This is a genomic window from Yoonia sp. R2-816, from assembly GCF_046762905.1.
Lineage (GTDB): Bacteria > Pseudomonadota > Alphaproteobacteria > Rhodobacterales > Rhodobacteraceae > Yoonia.
The window spans coordinates 147,933-164,588 of record NZ_JBKQXN010000207.1; the positions used below are offsets into that span (position 1 = coordinate 147,933).

Sequence of the window (16,656 nt, forward strand, 5' to 3'; positions counted from 1 at the left end):
ATCTCGCATCAATGGTACATGGGGTCCGCGAACGCCCCGTCAGGCCAAGGCCCAAGCGTCGCATCCACTGACCACTTTCAGAAAGGATGCACCATGACCGGCTTGAACGAAATTTCCCCTGCAAAACTGATGCGGCTGATCGGCACACCCCGGTGTCCTGTGTTGATTGACGTCTGCATAGATAACGACTTCGACGACGATCCACACCTCGTTCCCACCGCACGGCGCCACCCCCATACAGATATCGACGGGCTTTCGGCCCAAGTGGCCGGGCAAGAGGTCATCGTAATCTGCCAGAAGGGTCTGAAACTGTCACATGGGGTCGCTGCCCGGCTGCGCGCCCGTGGGATCAGCGCGCAGGTCCTTGAAGGCGGCAATTATGGCTGGCGCGACGCCAAGCTGCCGCGCATCCCCGCCGCAAAGATCCCCGGTTCCCTCTGGGTCACCCGCCATCGCCCCAAGATCGACCGGATCGCCTGCCCCTGGCTGATCCGGCGTTTTGTGGACCCGATGGCAGAATTCATGTTTGTACCGCCTGCCCATGTCGCCGGTGTGGCCGAACGCTTTGATGCCACCCCTTTCGATGTCCCTGATGCATTCTGGGGCCACCGCGAGGGAAACTGCACCTTTGACACCATGATTGCGGAATTCGGGCTTACCCATCCTGCACTTGAAACAATGGCGACGGTGATCCGCGCGGCCGATACCAACCAGCATGATTTTTCCCCTCAGGCGGCGGGTCTGCTGGCGATGTCCGTGGGCCTGTCGCGGATGTATCGCGATGATACGGCCCAGCTTGCTGCGGGCATGGCACTCTACGATGCCCTGTACCGTTGGGCGCGCGACGGCCAGGACGAAACCCATGACAGCTGAACTGGTACGTGTCTTCGGGCGCATCGGGCTTTTGTCCTTCGGCGGGCCCGCCGCACAGATCGCCCTGATGCATAAGGAACTGGTCGAAACCCGCGACTGGCTCAGCGAAGAGCAGTTCCTGCGCGCCCTGTCATTCTGCATGCTGCTGCCGGGCCCCGAGGCGATGCAACTGGCCACCTATGCTGGCTGGAAACGGCAGGGGATCATCGGGGGGCTGATCGGCGGCGGGCTGTTCGTGCTGCCCGGTGCGTTCGTCATTCTGGCACTCGCGCTGGCCTATGGGACCTATGGCAACCTGCCTGTCGTGCAGGCGCTGTTTCTGGGGGTCAAGGCGACGGTCGTCGTGATCGTCATCGAAGCGCTCATCAAGATTTCCAAACGGGCGCTGATCAGGCCCGAACATAGCCTGATCGCCATTGGGGGCTTTCTGGCCTTGTTCTGCTTTGCCCTGCCCTTTCCACTGGTCATTGGGGTCGCCGCCATCATTGGTGCGATGCTGACCACATCTGAATATGAGGCCCCGCCGACCAAACCCGCCAACCTCTCTGGCAGCCTGCGGATCATCCTGATCGGCGGGTTGATCTGGGCGGCACCCTTGGCACTGGCTGGCGCGCTCAACCAATCGTTCCTGATCGAGGTCGGCTTGTTTTTCTCCACCCTTGCCGTCGTCACCTTCGGCGGGGCCTACGCGGTTCTGGCCTATATGACGCAAGAGGTTGTGGTCTCTTACGGCTGGCTAACAACCGCACAGATGATGGACGCGCTGGGGCTCGCGGAAACCACACCGGGGCCACTGATCCTTGTCACGCAATTCGTCGGCATGATCGCCGGGATGGCAAAGGGCGGGACCGGCATGGCGCTGTTGGCGGGCGCAATGACGCTTTGGGTGACATTCGTGCCTTGCTTCATCTGGATTTTCGCCGGTGCCCCGCTGATAGACTGGCTCGACGGACGGCCGCGTCTGCGCGGGGCGCTGGCCGGGATTACCGCGGCAGTTGTAGGGGTGATCGCCAACCTGACACTCTGGTTCGCGCTGCATGTCTTTTTCAGCGGCGTCGCACCCGTTGACTGGGGACCGGTCCAGACCATCCGGCCCATCCTTGACACCGCTCAACCCCTTGCGGTTGTGCTTGCAGGCATCGCCGCCGCACTGCTGTTGTGGCGGCACTGGTCGCTCGCCATCGTCCTGCCGCTTTGCGCAGCGCTCAGCCTTGCCGCATCTTATGCGACCGGCACTGCCTGAGATCGGCCCTTTCCTCCGGGATGGAATCGCTTATGCTGACAACAGACCTTGCAAAGGATGATTTGTCGTGAGCCGCTCCATTGACTACGGGAACCTGATGCACCGGGCGATGCGCGGCCTCATTCAGGAAGTGCTCGACAAGGTCGCAGCCGAAGGTTTGCCGGGCGCACATCATTTCTTTATCACCTTTGATACAATGCATCCCGACGTTGAAATCGCCGATTGGCTGTCAGACCGGTATCCGGGCGAAATGACCGTGGTCATCCAGCACTGGTTCGCCGATCTGATGGTCACCAGCGAAGGGTTCACCATCACGCTCAACTTCGGTGACAACCCCGAAACGCTCTATATCCCTTACGACGCGATCAAAACTTTCGTCGACCCGTCTGTGGAATTCGGCCTGCGGTTCGAAACCCAGGATGATGAAGAGGACGAGGACGAGGAGATCGCCGAAGCACCGATGGAAGAAATGGTCGAACCCGAGGCGGAGCCTGAAACAGACCGCAAAGAGGCCGACGTGGTCAGCCTCGATCAGTTCCGCAAGTAAAAGCCCCCACAATACTTTACGAGTACGCCGATGACCGACACTGTTTTCCTGACTATTCGCCTGCCGCTGAAGATCGGCCCATTGGATCGGGGCGAATTATGGGAAGACCCGCTAGACGAAATTCTCGAAGCAGAGGAACTGGGCGAGGTCAGCGGCGGTGGTACCATGATGGACCCGGATGGTGGCATCCTGTTCTGCGATCTGGAGCTGGAGTTGGCTGATCTGTCTGATGACCGGTTGGACAAACTGCAGGACGCCATGATCCGGCTTGGCGCACCACGAAAAACGCAGTTCCTGAACGACGATGGCGAAAGCCTGCGTGAACTCGGCACCGTCGAGGTGGTTGGCATCGGCTTGGACGGCACCGGTCTGCCGGACAGCTCCTACGAAGATTTCGACCCGGACAGTTTCAACGATGAAATCCTCGCGGCTCTCGGCGATGGGCACAGCTATGGCGGCAGCGAGGCTGGCGAACGCTACACGTTTTTCTACTACCATGGTGCGGACGGAAAACAGATCGAAGAGAAGCTTCGCACCTTTGCCGCGACCAAACCCATTGGCGAAGGCGCACAGTTCGTTCACCTGACCTGAACTTTGCGATATTGCGGTCTGCCATCCCCGCCAATATAGGTCATGTGACACTGTATCAGGGGGATCACGATGACCGAGACACGCACCGAAACCGACAGCTTTGGCCCGCTTGAGGTTCCAGCCGATCGTTACTGGGGCGCGCAGACACAGCGGTCCATCATGAATTTCCCCATCGGCTGGGAAAAGCAGCCGGTCGCCATCGTGCGTGCGCTCGGCGTGATCAAACAGGCCTGCGCCATGGCCAACAAGGACCGGGGCAAGCTGGACGCGGAAAAGGCCGATGCGATCATCGCCGCCGCCGCCGAAGTGGTTGCAGGCAAGCTTGACGATCATTTCCCGCTGGTCGTCTGGCAAACCGGGTCCGGCACGCAATCGAACATGAACGCCAATGAGGTGATCAGCAACCGCGCCATCGAAATGCTGGGCGGCGTGATCGGATCCAAGGATCCCATCCACCCCAATGATCACTGCAACATGGGGCAATCGTCCAACGACACCTTCCCAACCGCAATGCATATTGCGGTAGCGACAACCGCCCATGACGTGCTGCTGCCGGGTCTGGCCAAACTGCACGCCGCGCTGGAACAGAAACAGCGCGAATTCGACGACATTATTAAGATCGGGCGAACCCACACGATGGACGCCACGCCCCTAACACTGGGGCAGGAATTTTCCGGCTACACCCATCAGGTCGCCATGGGCATCCGGCGGATCAAGGCAGCTCTGCCCGCGATCTACGAACTGGCGCAAGGCGGCACCGCAGTCGGCACCGGCCTCAACTCTCCCAAGGGCTGGGGCGAAACCGTGGCGGCGCATATGGCCGATATCACTGGCCTGCCCCTTGTCACTGCGCCCAACAAGTTCGAAGCACTTGCCGCCCATGACGCGCTTGTCGAAATGTCGGGTGCACTTAAAACCGTGGCCGCAAGCCTCTACAAGATCGCCGCTGACATTCGCATGCTCGGTTCCGGCCCGCGCTGCGGTCTGGGCGAACTGATGTTGCCCGAAAACGAACCCGGCTCATCCATCATGCCGGGCAAGGTGAACCCGACCCAAGTCGAGGCGATCACACAGGTCTGCGCCCACGTCATGGGCAATGATGCCGCTGTTGGTTTTGCCGGAAGCCAAGGGCATTTTGAGTTGAACGTCATGAAACCGATGATGGCCTACAACGTGTTGCAATCCATGCAGCTTTTGGGCGATGCGGCGGGTGCATTCACCGACAACTGTGTCGCTGGAATCCGCGCCGACCGGACCCGGATCGAAAAATTGATGCGCGAAAGCCTGATGCTGGTCACAGCCCTTTCGCCCACCATCGGCTACGACAACGCCACCACCGTTGCCAAGACAGCGCACAAGAACGGCACAACGCTGAAGGAAGAGGCGATCAAGCTGGGCTTTGTGGACGAAGCGACCTTTGACAAGGTCGTGCGCCCCGAAGACATGATCGGGCCAAAGTGAAGCCGATCAACCTCAATCAGGCGCGCAAGGCGAAGGCACGGACCGCAGCCAAGACCAAAGCGGACGAAAACGCCGTCCGCTTCGGGCGGACCAAGGCGGAACGACAGCTTGACGCAGCCCGCCGGAAACAGGTCGATGACCGGCTGTCGCAACTGAAACGCAGTGATGACTGATCACAGGCGCCCGGTCAAAAGATCGCTCACCCTGCGCGGGCACCGCACATCGGTTTCGCTGGAAGATATCTTTTGGGATGCGTTTCGTCAGATTGCCGAAGAGGATGGCAAGACGATCAACGGACTGGCCGCCGAAATAGACGAAGGCCGAGGGGACATCGGTCTCGCCTCGGCCTTGCGGGTCTATGTGTTCGAGCGCGCCTTGCGGCGCGATCAATCAGAGTAAAGCGCACCGCGCAGGCTGTTCAGCCGATCACGATCCTTCTTTTCTGTGTCGTTCAGCTTGGCAGGCGTGGCTGCAACAGCGGCCTTGCGATCCTGCGTAAACAGCTTGGCAACCTCATGGCGGCCCAACTGCTTTTCAGCTGTTGTCTTCGTCCCGGCTACACCGGTTTCACGACGTTTGCGGCCCAATAGTCCCGAAAGGCCCCGCTTTGTCGTGCTAGGTAGAGCAATAGTCATGTCATCCCCCGATAAACCCACTCACACTAAGCCATTGAGTATCGCCAGCAATGCGGCGGAAAAAAGGCAGTGCGAATTTCACTTAACTTGTCTGATTAGGTCACCCAACTGTGTAAGTGTCTATAATACTTACATTAACACAGGTTAAATGAGCGCTTATCCGCTAGTCATGGGCACAATTACGGCGCGTCAGTTTCTACAATGGCCCTAAATTTAGCCCGTTTTTCGGCTTTGTGCCCCGTTTCGAAACGACCTAGGAAGGGCGCCGTATGATTCGCAGCCGGATTCCATTTTTTGCTCTGACCGTCAGGTGCGCAACCGGCACGGGAGCCGCGCTATCATCAATCGCGAATTGGTAGTTCTTCAGCAGCGACGCCAGCAAAACCATCCCTTCAATCATCGCGAACCCGGCCCCGATGCAAACGCGCGGACCCGCCGAAAAAGGCAGGTAGGCGTCGCGCCCGCTTTCCTTGCCCGCATCCGTCTGCCAGCGCCCGGGATCAAAGCCATCCGGATCGTCCCATAACCGGGAATGGCGATGCAGATGCCACGGAGACAGAACAATCTGCGCACCCTTCTGCACGGGCCTTTCACGGAACACTTCGCCCTGACTAGCCTCCCGCACCATCATCGGCACCGGAGGATAGAGGCGCAGTGTCTCGCGAAACACATCTCGCGTGATTTTCAACTGCGACGGGCCCGCAAAATCCTCTGACCATGCGGCAGCCTCTGCCGCTGCCTGGTCCTGCCAGTCAGGATAAAGCGCCAGAAGGTATAGAGCCCATGCCAGTGCAGAGGCACTCGTCTCATGCCCCGCCAGAAAAAAGATCGCCACCTGATCCACCATTTCCGGCAGCGTAAAGGTCTCGCCCGTCTCAGGATCGGTCGTGGTCAGGATTTTCGTGGCCAGATCGTCCGGCGCATTCCCTTCGGCAATCTGTGCCAGCCGCGCCTTTGTCAGGTCTGTAATCAGCGCCCGAATGGTCCGGGCCGTCTGACGCGTCCCGCGCCGAAAGAACCGGGGCATCCAACGCGGCCCGGGCACAAAAGCCGCCAGGTTCAGGATCGGTTGTGAGCGTTGATAATCGCGAAACGCCTCAAACACCTGACGGGCCGTTTCATCCTCGATCGGGATCGAAAACAGCGTGCGAAACATCACGTCAGCCGCAATGTGACTGGTGATCGCCTCGATCTCGACCACTTCATCAGTACCATCCAACCGGGCCGCACCCGCCTGCCCTGCCGCCAGAATACCGGGAAAGGCGTCGCGCAACCTGCCGCCTTCAAACGCGGGATCAATGATCCGGCGCTGGCGTTTCCAGACATCGCCATTGGTCAGGAACACACTCTCGCCTAGCAGCGGGCGCAGGCCCGCGCCAATCCGGTCGGATTTCGGGAAATCATCTGGCCGCGTCTGCAGCACCTCGCGGATCAATGCGGGATCATTGATCAGGTAGCTGCGAAAAAACGGCGTGCGAAACTCTGCCATCCACGCCCGATAAAGCCGCGCAGGCTGTGCCGACAGAATATCGCGGCGGAACAACCGCATATAACGCCAGAGCGACACCTTGTCAGGCCGAGGCACTGGCTTGGGCGGTTGCATACTCAAGGCAGCAAGGATGTATACTTCGACACCGCCACGTCGATCCGCGATTTCGATGGCGGGCGGTCGCGATAGCGGTCGACCAGCAGCCGGGGTCCAGCGGTGATCTGGAAATAATCGTAATCCTTGGGCCGGTCAAAGGCGCACAGATATTGAAAATGCAGCCGAAAGAACCGCCAGCGCAGTTGTTTCCAACGCGCCTCTGACAGGCTTTGGGTAAAAGCCGCCGACATGATCAAGGGCCAACGTTTGCCCGGCGGGGTCACCCCGGTCACCGCCACGGGGTCGCACAAGGCAAAAGAACAGCCATCGCCGGGGGCAGATACGTCAACCCATGTGATCCGATCCTGCGTTGCCAGAAACGCCAGATCGCTGCGCAACCTGCGCGCCCGCGGTAAAAACGACATCATAGGCACCACCTGCCCCAAAGTCAGAAGTGCCAGTTTTGGCCCATCGGCAGGCACGCGGCCATCCCGGAGCAAGTCAGCCAGCACCGATATCGCCACATGCGCGCCCGATGAATGGCCGACCACCAGCACCTCATCCACATTGGTCATGAAGGCTTGGGCAATCGTATCGCCAAATTCCTTCATCCGCGCCTCCAACTCTGGAGGATGTTCCCCCCAAAGCCGCGCAGAAAAGGCATAATCATGCATCAGGTAATAGGCATAAAGCTTGCTGTCCTTCGACTTAAACCAGCGCAGCAGCAGCACGACAACCACAGCCCAGATACCCAGCTTCAACAGGAATGCAATCCACGCAATCAGCGTAAAAAAGAACCCCGCGCTCAACCCGGCCAGCGCCAGTAGCCACAGGATGCCACCCTGCACCAGATTGCCCAGAAACCGACCCAGCAGGACCGCCGCCAGTAGCTGCAAAAGCAACATACCCACCGGATAAAGGGCGGCAATGACCGGCCCTTTGCGCATCCACATCAACCGGCGCAGGGTGTCGGTGCTGATATAGATCCAGGCGGTCTGTAGCAGTTGCAAATAGGTCGCCGGGATCGACTGTGCCATGCTGTCGCGCACAATATCCGACCAGACCAGCACATCGACACGGGCGGCGACGTCGTAATTATCGATACTGGAATTGACCGACCAGCTGAACGTGTCCGCCGATGCCTTGGCCTGCACGTCAATCTTGTAGCCGCTGATTTCCGCCTGCTTGGCCCCTTCAGTGCGATAAAGTTCGCGATAGCGTCGGGGATGGATCGGGTCATAGCCGGGAATATGAAACACCCTGCGGCGCGTGACCCGCGTGCTGTCTTCGTTCATCGATAGTCCCTGTCTGTCCCGACAAGGCTTAGGCTAACCCAACGCTTTTGAAAACATAAGTCCCCTAACCGACTGTGGCGAGCGCGGGGAACCGCTCAAGCAACCAAAAGCTGAACGCGGTGAACTGACCGGTGACCATCATCAACCCCACGGTCCACAAAAGCAGGCCCGATATCCGTTCAATCCGGGACATATTGCGTTTCATCCAGGCCATCGGCCCCTTCATCATCGGGAAAAACGCCGCGACCAGCAAAAACGGAATGCCCAGACCCAGCGCATAGACCCCCAACAACAACGTGCCGCGTGCCATATCCGCCTCTGACGCGGCCAGACCCAGGATAGCGCCCAATATGGGCCCAAGACACGGTGTCCAGCCAAAGGCAAAGGCCAACCCCAGCACATAGGCCCCAAAGGCCGACCCGCCGCGGTCACCGGCTTCCACCCGCGCCTCGCGATCCAGAAATCCAATGCGGAAAACCCCGATGAAATGGGCACCAAAGATCATCACCACGATCCCGGCAATCGTCACGAACCAGTCCTGCGCCTGCAACAGCATCCGACCCATGGCTGATGCAGCGAGACCCAGCAGCAAAAATATGGTCGACAGGCCCAGCACGAAAAACACCGCCGCCAGCAGAACACGACGGCGCGCTGTCCGCGTCTCGTCCATATCAGTCACCGACACACCGCCCATATAGGCCAGATAGGGCGGGACAATGGGCAACACACACGGGCTGAGGAATGACAGCAAACCGGCTACCATCGCGATCAGCATCGCGGGCAACAGTGTGGCGTCCAGAATAAGGGTCGAGTCGAGCATATCCGTTCCTTTCGCACCTGCCTAAGGGAACAAGGCCGATCCGTCACCCGGCAACTCGTCACAAGTTAGTGGACAATCTGAAACATCACGCCGAGGCGGTGTCTGCATTTATCTCTCGCTATCGGCGCGAGATACATTTTGCCGCTGACAAGCCGATTTGACCGCAGCGATGTGGTTCATCGGCAGGGTAAATCCGCGATGGCAGAGGCAGTCAGGGCGTTCAGCAAAACGTCCAGTGGACGTTTTATAGCCCGCAACGCGCCGCACCCCGCAGGGGTTTCGCCCAAATTGCCCATTTCTACGTCAAAAGAGCTTGAATTAACCCGTTAGTCCTGCGCTCTCTTTCCTGGAACTGAGCAATTTTGACTGAAACCGATAGCGAGAGATAAATGCAGACGCCGCCTGATCCGCTGGCCATGACCTATGATGCCGAACTTGATGCAACCGGACTGCTTTGCCCCCTGCCCGTTCTGAAGGCGCGCAAACGCCTGCAGGCGCTGCAGTCTGGGCAGGTGCTACGCATGCTGGCCGATGATCCAGCGGCGATTGTAGATGTCCCACATTTCTGCACGGAAGCCGGGCACGACCTGCTCGATATGGCCGACACCGATAAGGCGCAGATCTATCTGATCCGCAAGGGCTGAGACCAGATTGACAGCATCCGAGCCCCTGCCTAGGGTTTGCACCCTATACAAAGGTGCCGCATGCCCCCAACACCAGACACGTTTGACTATATTGTCGTCGGCGGCGGATCAGCCGGCAGCGTCATCGCCAACAGGCTCTCTGCGGACGGACAGCGCAGCGTCTGCCTGATCGAGGCCGGGGGCAACACCGACCATATGCTGGTCCGGGCGCCGATGGGGGCCGTTGCGATGATGCCCGCGCATCTGGGGATCAAGATCAACAACTGGGCATTTCAGACCGTCCCACAACCCGGCCTGAACGGGCGACGCGGGTATCAGCCACGCGGCAAGGGTCTGGGCGGCTCATCCATCATGAACGCGATGATCTATATCCGGGGCAACCGGCGCGATTACGACGGTTGGGCCGATATGGGCTGCGACGGCTGGGGGTATGACGACCTGCTGCCGCTGTTCCGCAGGGCTGAAAACTTCACCGGCGGGGCAGATGACATGCATGGCGGCGATGGCCCCCTTCATGTCACCAACCTCGCCAGCCCTCACGCGATCACCGCCGATTTCATCAAGGCGGGCGAAGCCACCCAACTGCCCCGCAACGATGATTTCAGCGGGCCGGACCAATACGGCATCGGCCCCTATCACGTCACCCAATTCCACGACCACCGGCGCGGCGAGCGTTGTTCTGCGGCCGCAGCCTATCTCAACCCCGCCCGGTCGCGCCCCAATCTGGACATCAGGACCAAAACAACCGCGCTCCGGATCATTATGGAAGACGGGCGCGCCACTGGCCTTGCCATTCAAAACCGCGCTGGCAAATCGGTCATCAACTGTCGGCGGGAAGTCATACTCAGCGCCGGGGCGTTCCAATCCCCGCAACTGCTGATGCTGTCGGGCATCGGCGAAGGCGACCACCTGCGCGCCATGGACATCCCCGTCGCCATCCACAGCCCCGATGTCGGGCAAAACCTGCAGGACCATATCGATGTCACCCTGTCCTATGGGGTGAACCGGACCGATGTGATCGGCATCGGGCTGGCCGGGACCGCCCGACTTTTGCGCGGCATCCGCCAATGGCGGCGCGACGGCACCGGCCCGGTCAGCACCAATTTCGCCGAAGCCGGGGCGTTCTTCTCGGTCGGCGATAGCGGCCGCGACTGGCCCGACACGCAACTGCATTTCGTTGTGGCCCGGGTCGAGGATCACGCCCGCCGCCTGCGCTGGGGCTATGGCGTGTCCTGCCATGCCTGCGTGCTGCGGCCTCATAGCCGGGGCGAAGTGCGGCTGACATCGCCCCTCGCCACGGACGCACCGCTGATCGACCCCAGGTTTCTGGAGGATGAGCGCGATCTGACCCAGCTCAAACGCGCCGTGCGCAAAACCCATGACATCATGACAACAGCGCCGATGCGTGACCACATCACGAAGTCCTACACCATGCCCGACAATGCCTCCGATACCGAACTGGAACAGGTCATCCGCGATCACGCCGACACGGTCTATCACCCCGTCGGCACCTGCCGCATGGGGGCCGATGCACAATCGGTTGTCGATCCGCAATTACAGGTGCGCGGCGTTGATGGGTTGCGAGTGGCCGACGCCTCCATCATGCCGCGCATCATCAGCGGCAACACAAATGCACCGGCGATCATGATCGGTGAAAAGTTGTCCGACCTTGTGCTGCATGGCTGACACCATGACAGTACAGACCCTCAGCAAGACCAAACACCGCATCGTCCAGGGGGCCATCACCGCCTTCAACCAAAGCTCATTCGCTGAAGTCACCACCGCCGCTCTCGCGGCACGTCTGGGCATGTCAGAGGGCAATCTGTGGTATCACTATCCCACCAAGGCCGATCTGCTGGCGGCGGTACAGCAGGCGTTTCTGGCTGACTGGACACAGGTGTCCAAGGACATCCCCGCCAGCCCCGATCCCATTGCGGATTACATCGCCTATATGCATCGCTGGCAGGCCCTGTTCGACAGCTATCTGTTCATGTTCCGCGACCGGTCGGAATATGGCGCACACAGCCCCGAACTGGCCGCGAACCTGTCCCGGATATATAGCGCCGTGAGCGTGCGGCTACGAACGCTGTATGATGCGCTGATCGCCGCCAATCTTTTGACGATCCCTGCTGAGGCCGTTGATGACCTGATCACAAACGTGATGATCATCTCGCGCTTCACACTCGAATTCAGACAAGAAGCACAACCCGGGCTTGCCACCCCACCCGCTGCAGGTCTGGCGCAACATCTGTCGCTGCTGAAACCCTATCTTGATCCGGGCAGTTTCCGGCGCGTGCAGGACGGGCTGAAAGGCAACTAAGCCACAGCCGCCTGCGCCATGATATCGGCAAACCCGGCATCGCCATCAAACCCCAGCGAAACGGCAAGGCGCGTATCAAACAACGTCGGCCAGGACCCGACAATGGCTGCAATCTGCGGATCGGGTTGCATATCCACCAGCGCGCGGCGTTCGCCCAAAGCCTCCAGCATCTGCGCTACCGTCACCCGAAGACCCGGCACATTCACTGCACCAAATGCGGGCCAATCCGCCCCCGCCACACTGGGCGCATGATGCAAGGCACGCACAGCCGCATCTGGCGATGCAACCCACATTGCCAATGCCGGATCAACCGGGCAAATCGCCCGCTGCCCCGCCAAAGGCTCGCGAATGATTGACGATGCAAAGGATGATGCCGCCGCGTTCGGCTTGCCCGGCCGGACCGTGACGGTCGGCAAACGCAAGGTTCGGGCATCCGCCCAGCCCCGCCTGCGATAATCGGCCATGACCAGTTCGGCCATCGCCTTGGTCACACCGTAGGTATTGCGCGGCTGGATCGGGGTTGCTTCGGTCAGCGGTTCGACCGCGCCACTCCCATAGACCGCCAATGACGACGTGCCGATCACGCAAACCTCGTGATCAACGGCACGGGCCGCCGCCAGAACCGCATTGGTCCCGCCCAGATTGACCCGCATTGCCAGATCATAATCCGCTTCGGCCTGCCCGCTGACCACAGCGGCCAGATGATAGATCAGAACCGTGTCGGCGGGCATCGCGGCACCCACAGCATCACTATCCGCAATATCAATCGCCGTGAAATGCACATCCGGCAGGTCAGGCACCTGCGCACCCGGAATGTCCCACAAATGCACCCCGGAAACGGAAAGACGCCGCCCATCGGGCAGCGTCACACCTTGTTTGGCAATCCGTCTAGCCAGCGCCGTCCCCAGAAAGCCGCAGCCTCCGGTGATGACGACAGCGCCGGTCATCCCCTGCCGAGCGACCACCAGCCCTTGCGTTTGGGCTTGGCCGGGGCGTCGTCCTGCGCGGGTTCCGGTGCAGCCTCCGCCGCGACAGGTTCCTTCACAGGCTCTGGCTCTGGCTCTGGTTCAGGCGCCGGTTCCGCCTTCGGCGCTTCGGCAGGTGCTTCGACCGCAACCTCTGCTTCCGGCTTCGGCTTGGCCCGACTACGCCGCTTGGGCTTGGGCTTTTCCTCGGCCTCTGGTGCAGCAGCAGCCTCCTCGACAGGCACCTCTTCCACCGCAGCTTCCTCAACCTTTGGCTCCGCCTTCTTGCGAGTCCGGGTCCGTTTCTTCGGCGCAGGCGTCTCCTCAGCGGCCTCAGCCGCAGCAGGTTCGGCAACAGCCTCTTCCGCCGCCTCTGCAGGCTGTTCTACCTTCTTCCGGCGGGACCGCGTGCGCTTGGGCTTTTCTTCCGGCTCCGGCGCATCCTCGGTCACAACAGCCTCAACCGGTGCCGCTTCTGCCACGGCAGGCTGCTCTTCGGCAGTCGCCTCAGTCGCCTCCGCCTGCTGGTTCTCGGCATTGTTGCCGCCACCCCGTCTGCGGCGGCTACGACGACGGCGCTTGCGCTTGGGCTTGTCCTCACCACCATCAGACCGTTCTTCTGCATCTGCCTCGACAACCTCGGCGACAACATCATCGTCATCGTCATCCATCAACGCGGCAGAGGCCACGACAGGGGCCGCCTCCGGCACGACACGGGTCGCTGTCTTAAACTTCTCAATGGCATAATCGGGCGACACCAGCGTCGGATCACATTCAATCCGCACCGACATGCCATAACGGGCCTCGATATCGGCGATATGCTCGCGCTTGCCGTTCATCAGGAAATTCGCAATCGAAATCGGGGCCCTGATCAGCACTTCCTTGCTGCGGCCACGCACGCCTTCCTCTTCCAGCGCACGAATAATCGACAGCGCCACATTGTCGTCAGAGCGCAACAGGCCGGTGCCGTGGCAATGCGAACACATCTGCGTCGTGGCTTCCAGCATGCCAGGGCGCAACCGCTGACGGGACATTTCCATCAGGCCAAAACCGGAAATCCGGCCGACCTGAATACGGGCGCGATCCGTCTTCAACTTATCTTTGAACCGCTTTTCAACGGCCGTGTTATTCCGCCGCTCATCCATATCGATGAAATCGATCACGATCAGACCGGCCAGGTCGCGCAGACGCAACTGGCGGGCCACCTCGTCGGCAGCCTCAAGGTTAGTCTTCAGCGCGGTCTGCTCGATCGACCCTTCCTTGGTCGCCCGGCCAGAGTTCACGTCGATCGCGACAAGCGCCTCGGTAATCCCGATCACGATATAACCGCCCGATGGCAACTGCACCGTCGGATTAAACATGCCGCCCAGATAGCCCTCAACCTGATAGCGGGCAAAAAGCGGCAGTTGTTCGGCATAGTATTTCACGTTCTTGGCATGGGACGGCATGATCATTTTCATGAAGTCCTTGGCCGTCCGATACCCCTGCTCGCCCGCAACGATCACCTCGTCGATCTCTTTGCTGTAAAGATCGCGGATCGACCGCTTGATCAGGTCACCCTCTTCGTAGATCTTCGCCGGTGCGATGGATTTCAGGGTCAACTCGCGGATCTGTTCCCACATCCGCTGCAGATATTCATAGTCGCGCTTGATCTCGGCCTTGGTCCGCTGGGCACCGGCGGTCCGAATGATCAAACCGGCACCATCAGGCACGGTCATGGACCCTGCAATTTCCTTCAGTTTCTTGCGGTCGGCCGCATTGGTAATCTTGCGAGAGATACCACCACCACGCGCTGTATTGGGCATCAAGACGCAGTAACGGCCTGCCAGCGATAGATAAGTCGTCAGGGCAGCACCCTTGTTGCCGCGTTCTTCCTTCACGACCTGGATCAGCAGGATCTGGCGGACCTTGATGACTTCCTGGATCTTGTAACGCTTGGGGCGCGGCTTGCGGACCGGACGAACGTCTTCGCTGTCATCCTCTTCCGCGACACTCTCAATCGTCTCGTCCTTGTCAGACGCATCATCCATGGCGACGTAGGGCTTTTCGTCATCACCATCGTCATCATCATCTTCACCAGCGGCAGGCGTCTCAACCGGTGTCTCGCCCACCAGCTCCATGGGCGAACTGCCCTCTTCCTCGTCCACCAGATCAATGGTTTCCATCCCGGCGATATCGCCGGATGTTTCCTCTTCCGGTGTCTCCACCTCAGCGGTGGTAACCGCATCCTCACCCTCAACCGCTGCGGCTTTGGGCTTGGCGCGGCTGCGGCGGCGCTTGGGCTTGGCCTTTTCTTCGTCCTCGGCCTCCGCTTCGGCCTTCAGGCTTTCGGCATAGGCTTTTTCCTCGGCGATCAGCGCCTCACGGTCAGCAACCGGGATCTGATAGTAGTCGGGATGAATTTCCGAGAACGCCAGGAAACCATGGCGATTGCCGCCATAGTCCACAAAGGCGGCCTGCAGTGATGGTTCAACTCGGGTTACCTTTGCAAGGTATATGTTGCCGGCAAGCTGACGCTTGAACTGGCTTTCAAAATCAAATTCTTCGACTTTGTTTCCGTCGACCACAACAACGCGGGTTTCTTCCGCGTGTGTGGCATCTATTAGCATTTTCTTTGGCATATTTTCCGTTCACAAACAGCCCCGGTGGCGCCCCTGGGGGCGCTGTTGTCCGTACTGCTTGTTTGATTATGGCGACCTGCGCGCGGGCAAAACATGGGCCCCTTGGGGCCGCCCTGTCTTGCCTGTCATATCCTGCGCGTTGCATCGCGTTTCTTCTCCGACCCCACGAAATCGGGGGCCCGTTCAAGGCCCGGTCTGCGTTTGAGTGGACGCAGCCAAGGGCGTTCTTCTGGCCATTGAAGACCAAATCAGCTGCTCCAAGGTGTCGGACAATCCGCCCGCATCACTCAAAACAGAGAATTCTCCCGGATGGCACCGCGCGTACCCCGCCCAGACATCCGTAACTCATACATAAGGGAGGAAGGCCCGGTATTACAATGGCAATTTCGCGACCGCGATAATTGGGTCGACCCGTTCCCACGACCCCGCGCACAACACTGACTGACGGAACCAACCACCCCTCAACACGTTGCCACAATGAACTTAGAAAGACCGGAGCTTGGGATGTCCTCATCGAAATCACATGATCAAATATGGGACGAATGGCGCGACCTCGTCAACATGGCCCCTCAGGAACTCGAAGACTGGCTGGAAACGTCAGAGTCAAAATCCGTGGGCGACAGCGAGGATAGCGAAAGCACCGGCCATAAGTCGGGCCGCCAAATCGTCAACATCAAGCGCACCAACAAGGATGACCTGAGTGATGATCAGTGGGACCACATGGCAACCGTCGTCGGCTACATCAAACGCCATCTGTCACAGGGCGGACCTGATGATGATATCGAACATTCAGACTGGCGCTATTCGCTGATGAACTGGGGTCACGATCCGCCGAAAGAGGAATGAATGTCATCTGCAACGAAAACTGATCCCGATCTTTGGGAGAAGGTCAAAGAAGAACTGATGGAAAGCGACAAGGGCGGTGAGCCGGGCCAGTGGTCCGCGTGCAAGGCCCAACTCGCCGTGCAAGAATATAAAAAACGCGGCGGCGGCTAAGCGGATGATGGTTCAGATCAGGAAGACACCAACGAGAACGGGCGGGGAAAGCGGTCCGTC

18 protein-coding genes are annotated in these 16,656 nt (G+C 59.8%); 12 read left to right on the plus strand and 6 right to left on the minus strand.

What is annotated here, in order from left to right; genetic code table 11:
- The first annotated feature begins 93 nt into the window (after positions 1-93).
- The 7 genes from ACFWW2_RS13045 to ACFWW2_RS13075 all read left to right on the plus strand — a co-directional run bounded on the left by ACFWW2_RS13045 (position 94) and on the right by ACFWW2_RS13075 (position 5,114).
- The gene (locus ACFWW2_RS13045) at positions 94-873 is read left to right on the plus strand and encodes a chromate resistance protein ChrB domain-containing protein (protein ID WP_393928513.1); all 780 of its coding nucleotides are present in this window, start codon (positions 94-96) and stop codon (positions 871-873) included.
- Complete coding sequence (chrA, locus tag ACFWW2_RS13050; RefSeq protein ID WP_393928514.1) at positions 863-2,116, plus strand: chromate efflux transporter; 1,254 nt, start codon at positions 863-865, stop codon at positions 2,114-2,116. The genes ACFWW2_RS13045 and chrA overlap by 11 nt, the downstream gene beginning before the upstream one ends.
- 67 nt (positions 2,117-2,183) lie before the next feature.
- A complete protein-coding gene (locus ACFWW2_RS13055) occupies positions 2,184-2,663 on the plus strand; it encodes an SspB family protein (protein WP_393928515.1) in 480 nt (159 codons plus the stop codon).
- A gap of 30 nt (positions 2,664-2,693) precedes the next feature.
- Positions 2,694-3,254 carry a hypothetical protein gene (locus ACFWW2_RS13060; protein WP_393928516.1) on the plus strand — a complete coding sequence of 187 codons (561 nt, stop codon included), beginning with the start codon at positions 2,694-2,696 and terminating at the stop codon, positions 3,252-3,254.
- Positions 3,255-3,323: 69 nt separating this feature from the next.
- Complete coding sequence (gene fumC, locus ACFWW2_RS13065) at positions 3,324-4,715, plus strand: class II fumarate hydratase (protein ID WP_393928517.1); 1,392 nt, start codon at positions 3,324-3,326, stop codon at positions 4,713-4,715.
- On the plus strand, positions 4,712-4,888 hold the full coding sequence (locus tag ACFWW2_RS13070) for a DUF4169 family protein (protein WP_393928518.1): 177 nt from the start codon (positions 4,712-4,714) through the stop codon (positions 4,886-4,888). The genes fumC and ACFWW2_RS13070 overlap by 4 nt, the downstream gene beginning before the upstream one ends.
- Entirely contained in the window at positions 4,881-5,114 is a 234-nt protein-coding gene (locus tag ACFWW2_RS13075) for a ribbon-helix-helix domain-containing protein (protein ID WP_393928519.1), read from the plus strand. The genes ACFWW2_RS13070 and ACFWW2_RS13075 overlap by 8 nt, the downstream gene beginning before the upstream one ends.
- Here the strand turns inward: ACFWW2_RS13075 and ACFWW2_RS13080 are convergent.
- The 4 genes from ACFWW2_RS13080 to ACFWW2_RS13095 all read right to left on the minus strand — a co-directional run bounded on the left by ACFWW2_RS13080 (position 5,102) and on the right by ACFWW2_RS13095 (position 9,050).
- Positions 5,102-5,350 carry a hypothetical protein gene (locus tag ACFWW2_RS13080; RefSeq protein WP_393928520.1) on the minus strand — a complete coding sequence of 83 codons (249 nt, stop codon included), beginning with the start codon at positions 5,348-5,350 and terminating at the stop codon, positions 5,102-5,104. The two genes, ACFWW2_RS13075 and ACFWW2_RS13080, sit on opposite strands and share 13 nt — an antisense overlap.
- Before the next feature lie 253 nt (positions 5,351-5,603).
- Positions 5,604-6,953, minus strand: coding sequence for a cytochrome P450 (locus ACFWW2_RS13085; RefSeq protein WP_393928521.1), 1,350 nt, complete (start codon positions 6,951-6,953; stop codon positions 5,604-5,606).
- 2 nt (positions 6,954-6,955) lie between these two features.
- A complete protein-coding gene (locus ACFWW2_RS13090) occupies positions 6,956-8,230 on the minus strand; it encodes a hypothetical protein (RefSeq protein ID WP_393928522.1) in 1,275 nt (424 codons plus the stop codon).
- 64 nt (positions 8,231-8,294) lie between these two features.
- Positions 8,295-9,050, minus strand: a complete 756-nt coding sequence (locus ACFWW2_RS13095) for a cytochrome c biogenesis CcdA family protein (RefSeq protein WP_393928523.1) — start codon at positions 9,048-9,050, stop codon at positions 8,295-8,297.
- Positions 9,051-9,466: 416 nt separating this feature from the next.
- Here ACFWW2_RS13095 and ACFWW2_RS13100 point away from each other — a divergent pair, with 416 nt between their 5' ends.
- Genes ACFWW2_RS13100 through ACFWW2_RS13110 form a run of 3 tightly spaced genes read left to right on the plus strand, consistent with a single transcriptional unit; the run spans position 9,467 to position 12,014 of the window.
- The gene (locus ACFWW2_RS13100) at positions 9,467-9,694 is read left to right on the plus strand and encodes a sulfurtransferase TusA family protein (protein WP_393928750.1); all 228 of its coding nucleotides are present in this window, start codon (positions 9,467-9,469) and stop codon (positions 9,692-9,694) included.
- A gap of 60 nt (positions 9,695-9,754) precedes the next feature.
- Positions 9,755-11,380, plus strand: a complete 1,626-nt coding sequence (locus tag ACFWW2_RS13105; protein ID WP_393928524.1) for a GMC family oxidoreductase — start codon at positions 9,755-9,757, stop codon at positions 11,378-11,380.
- Between the two features lie 4 nt (positions 11,381-11,384).
- Complete coding sequence (locus ACFWW2_RS13110) at positions 11,385-12,014, plus strand: TetR/AcrR family transcriptional regulator (RefSeq protein ID WP_393928525.1); 630 nt, start codon at positions 11,385-11,387, stop codon at positions 12,012-12,014.
- Here the strand turns inward: ACFWW2_RS13110 and denD are convergent.
- Together denD and ACFWW2_RS13120 are read right to left on the minus strand one after the other, a co-directional pair.
- Entirely contained in the window at positions 12,011-12,961 is a 951-nt protein-coding gene (denD, locus tag ACFWW2_RS13115; protein WP_393928526.1) for a D-erythronate dehydrogenase, read from the minus strand. The two genes, ACFWW2_RS13110 and denD, sit on opposite strands and share 4 nt — an antisense overlap.
- On the minus strand, positions 12,958-15,600 hold the full coding sequence (locus ACFWW2_RS13120) for a ribonuclease E/G (protein WP_393928527.1): 2,643 nt from the start codon (positions 15,598-15,600) through the stop codon (positions 12,958-12,960). The genes denD and ACFWW2_RS13120 overlap by 4 nt, the downstream gene beginning before the upstream one ends.
- Positions 15,601-16,104: 504 nt before the next feature.
- On the opposite strand from ACFWW2_RS13120, the gene ACFWW2_RS13125 reads away from it, so the two are divergent.
- Both ACFWW2_RS13125 and ACFWW2_RS13130 read left to right on the plus strand, forming a co-directional pair.
- A complete protein-coding gene (locus tag ACFWW2_RS13125) occupies positions 16,105-16,446 on the plus strand; it encodes a DUF3140 domain-containing protein (RefSeq protein WP_393928528.1) in 342 nt (113 codons plus the stop codon).
- On the plus strand, positions 16,447-16,596 hold the full coding sequence (locus ACFWW2_RS13130) for a hypothetical protein (RefSeq protein WP_393928529.1): 150 nt from the start codon (positions 16,447-16,449) through the stop codon (positions 16,594-16,596).
- The last annotated feature ends 60 nt before the right edge of the window (positions 16,597-16,656 follow it).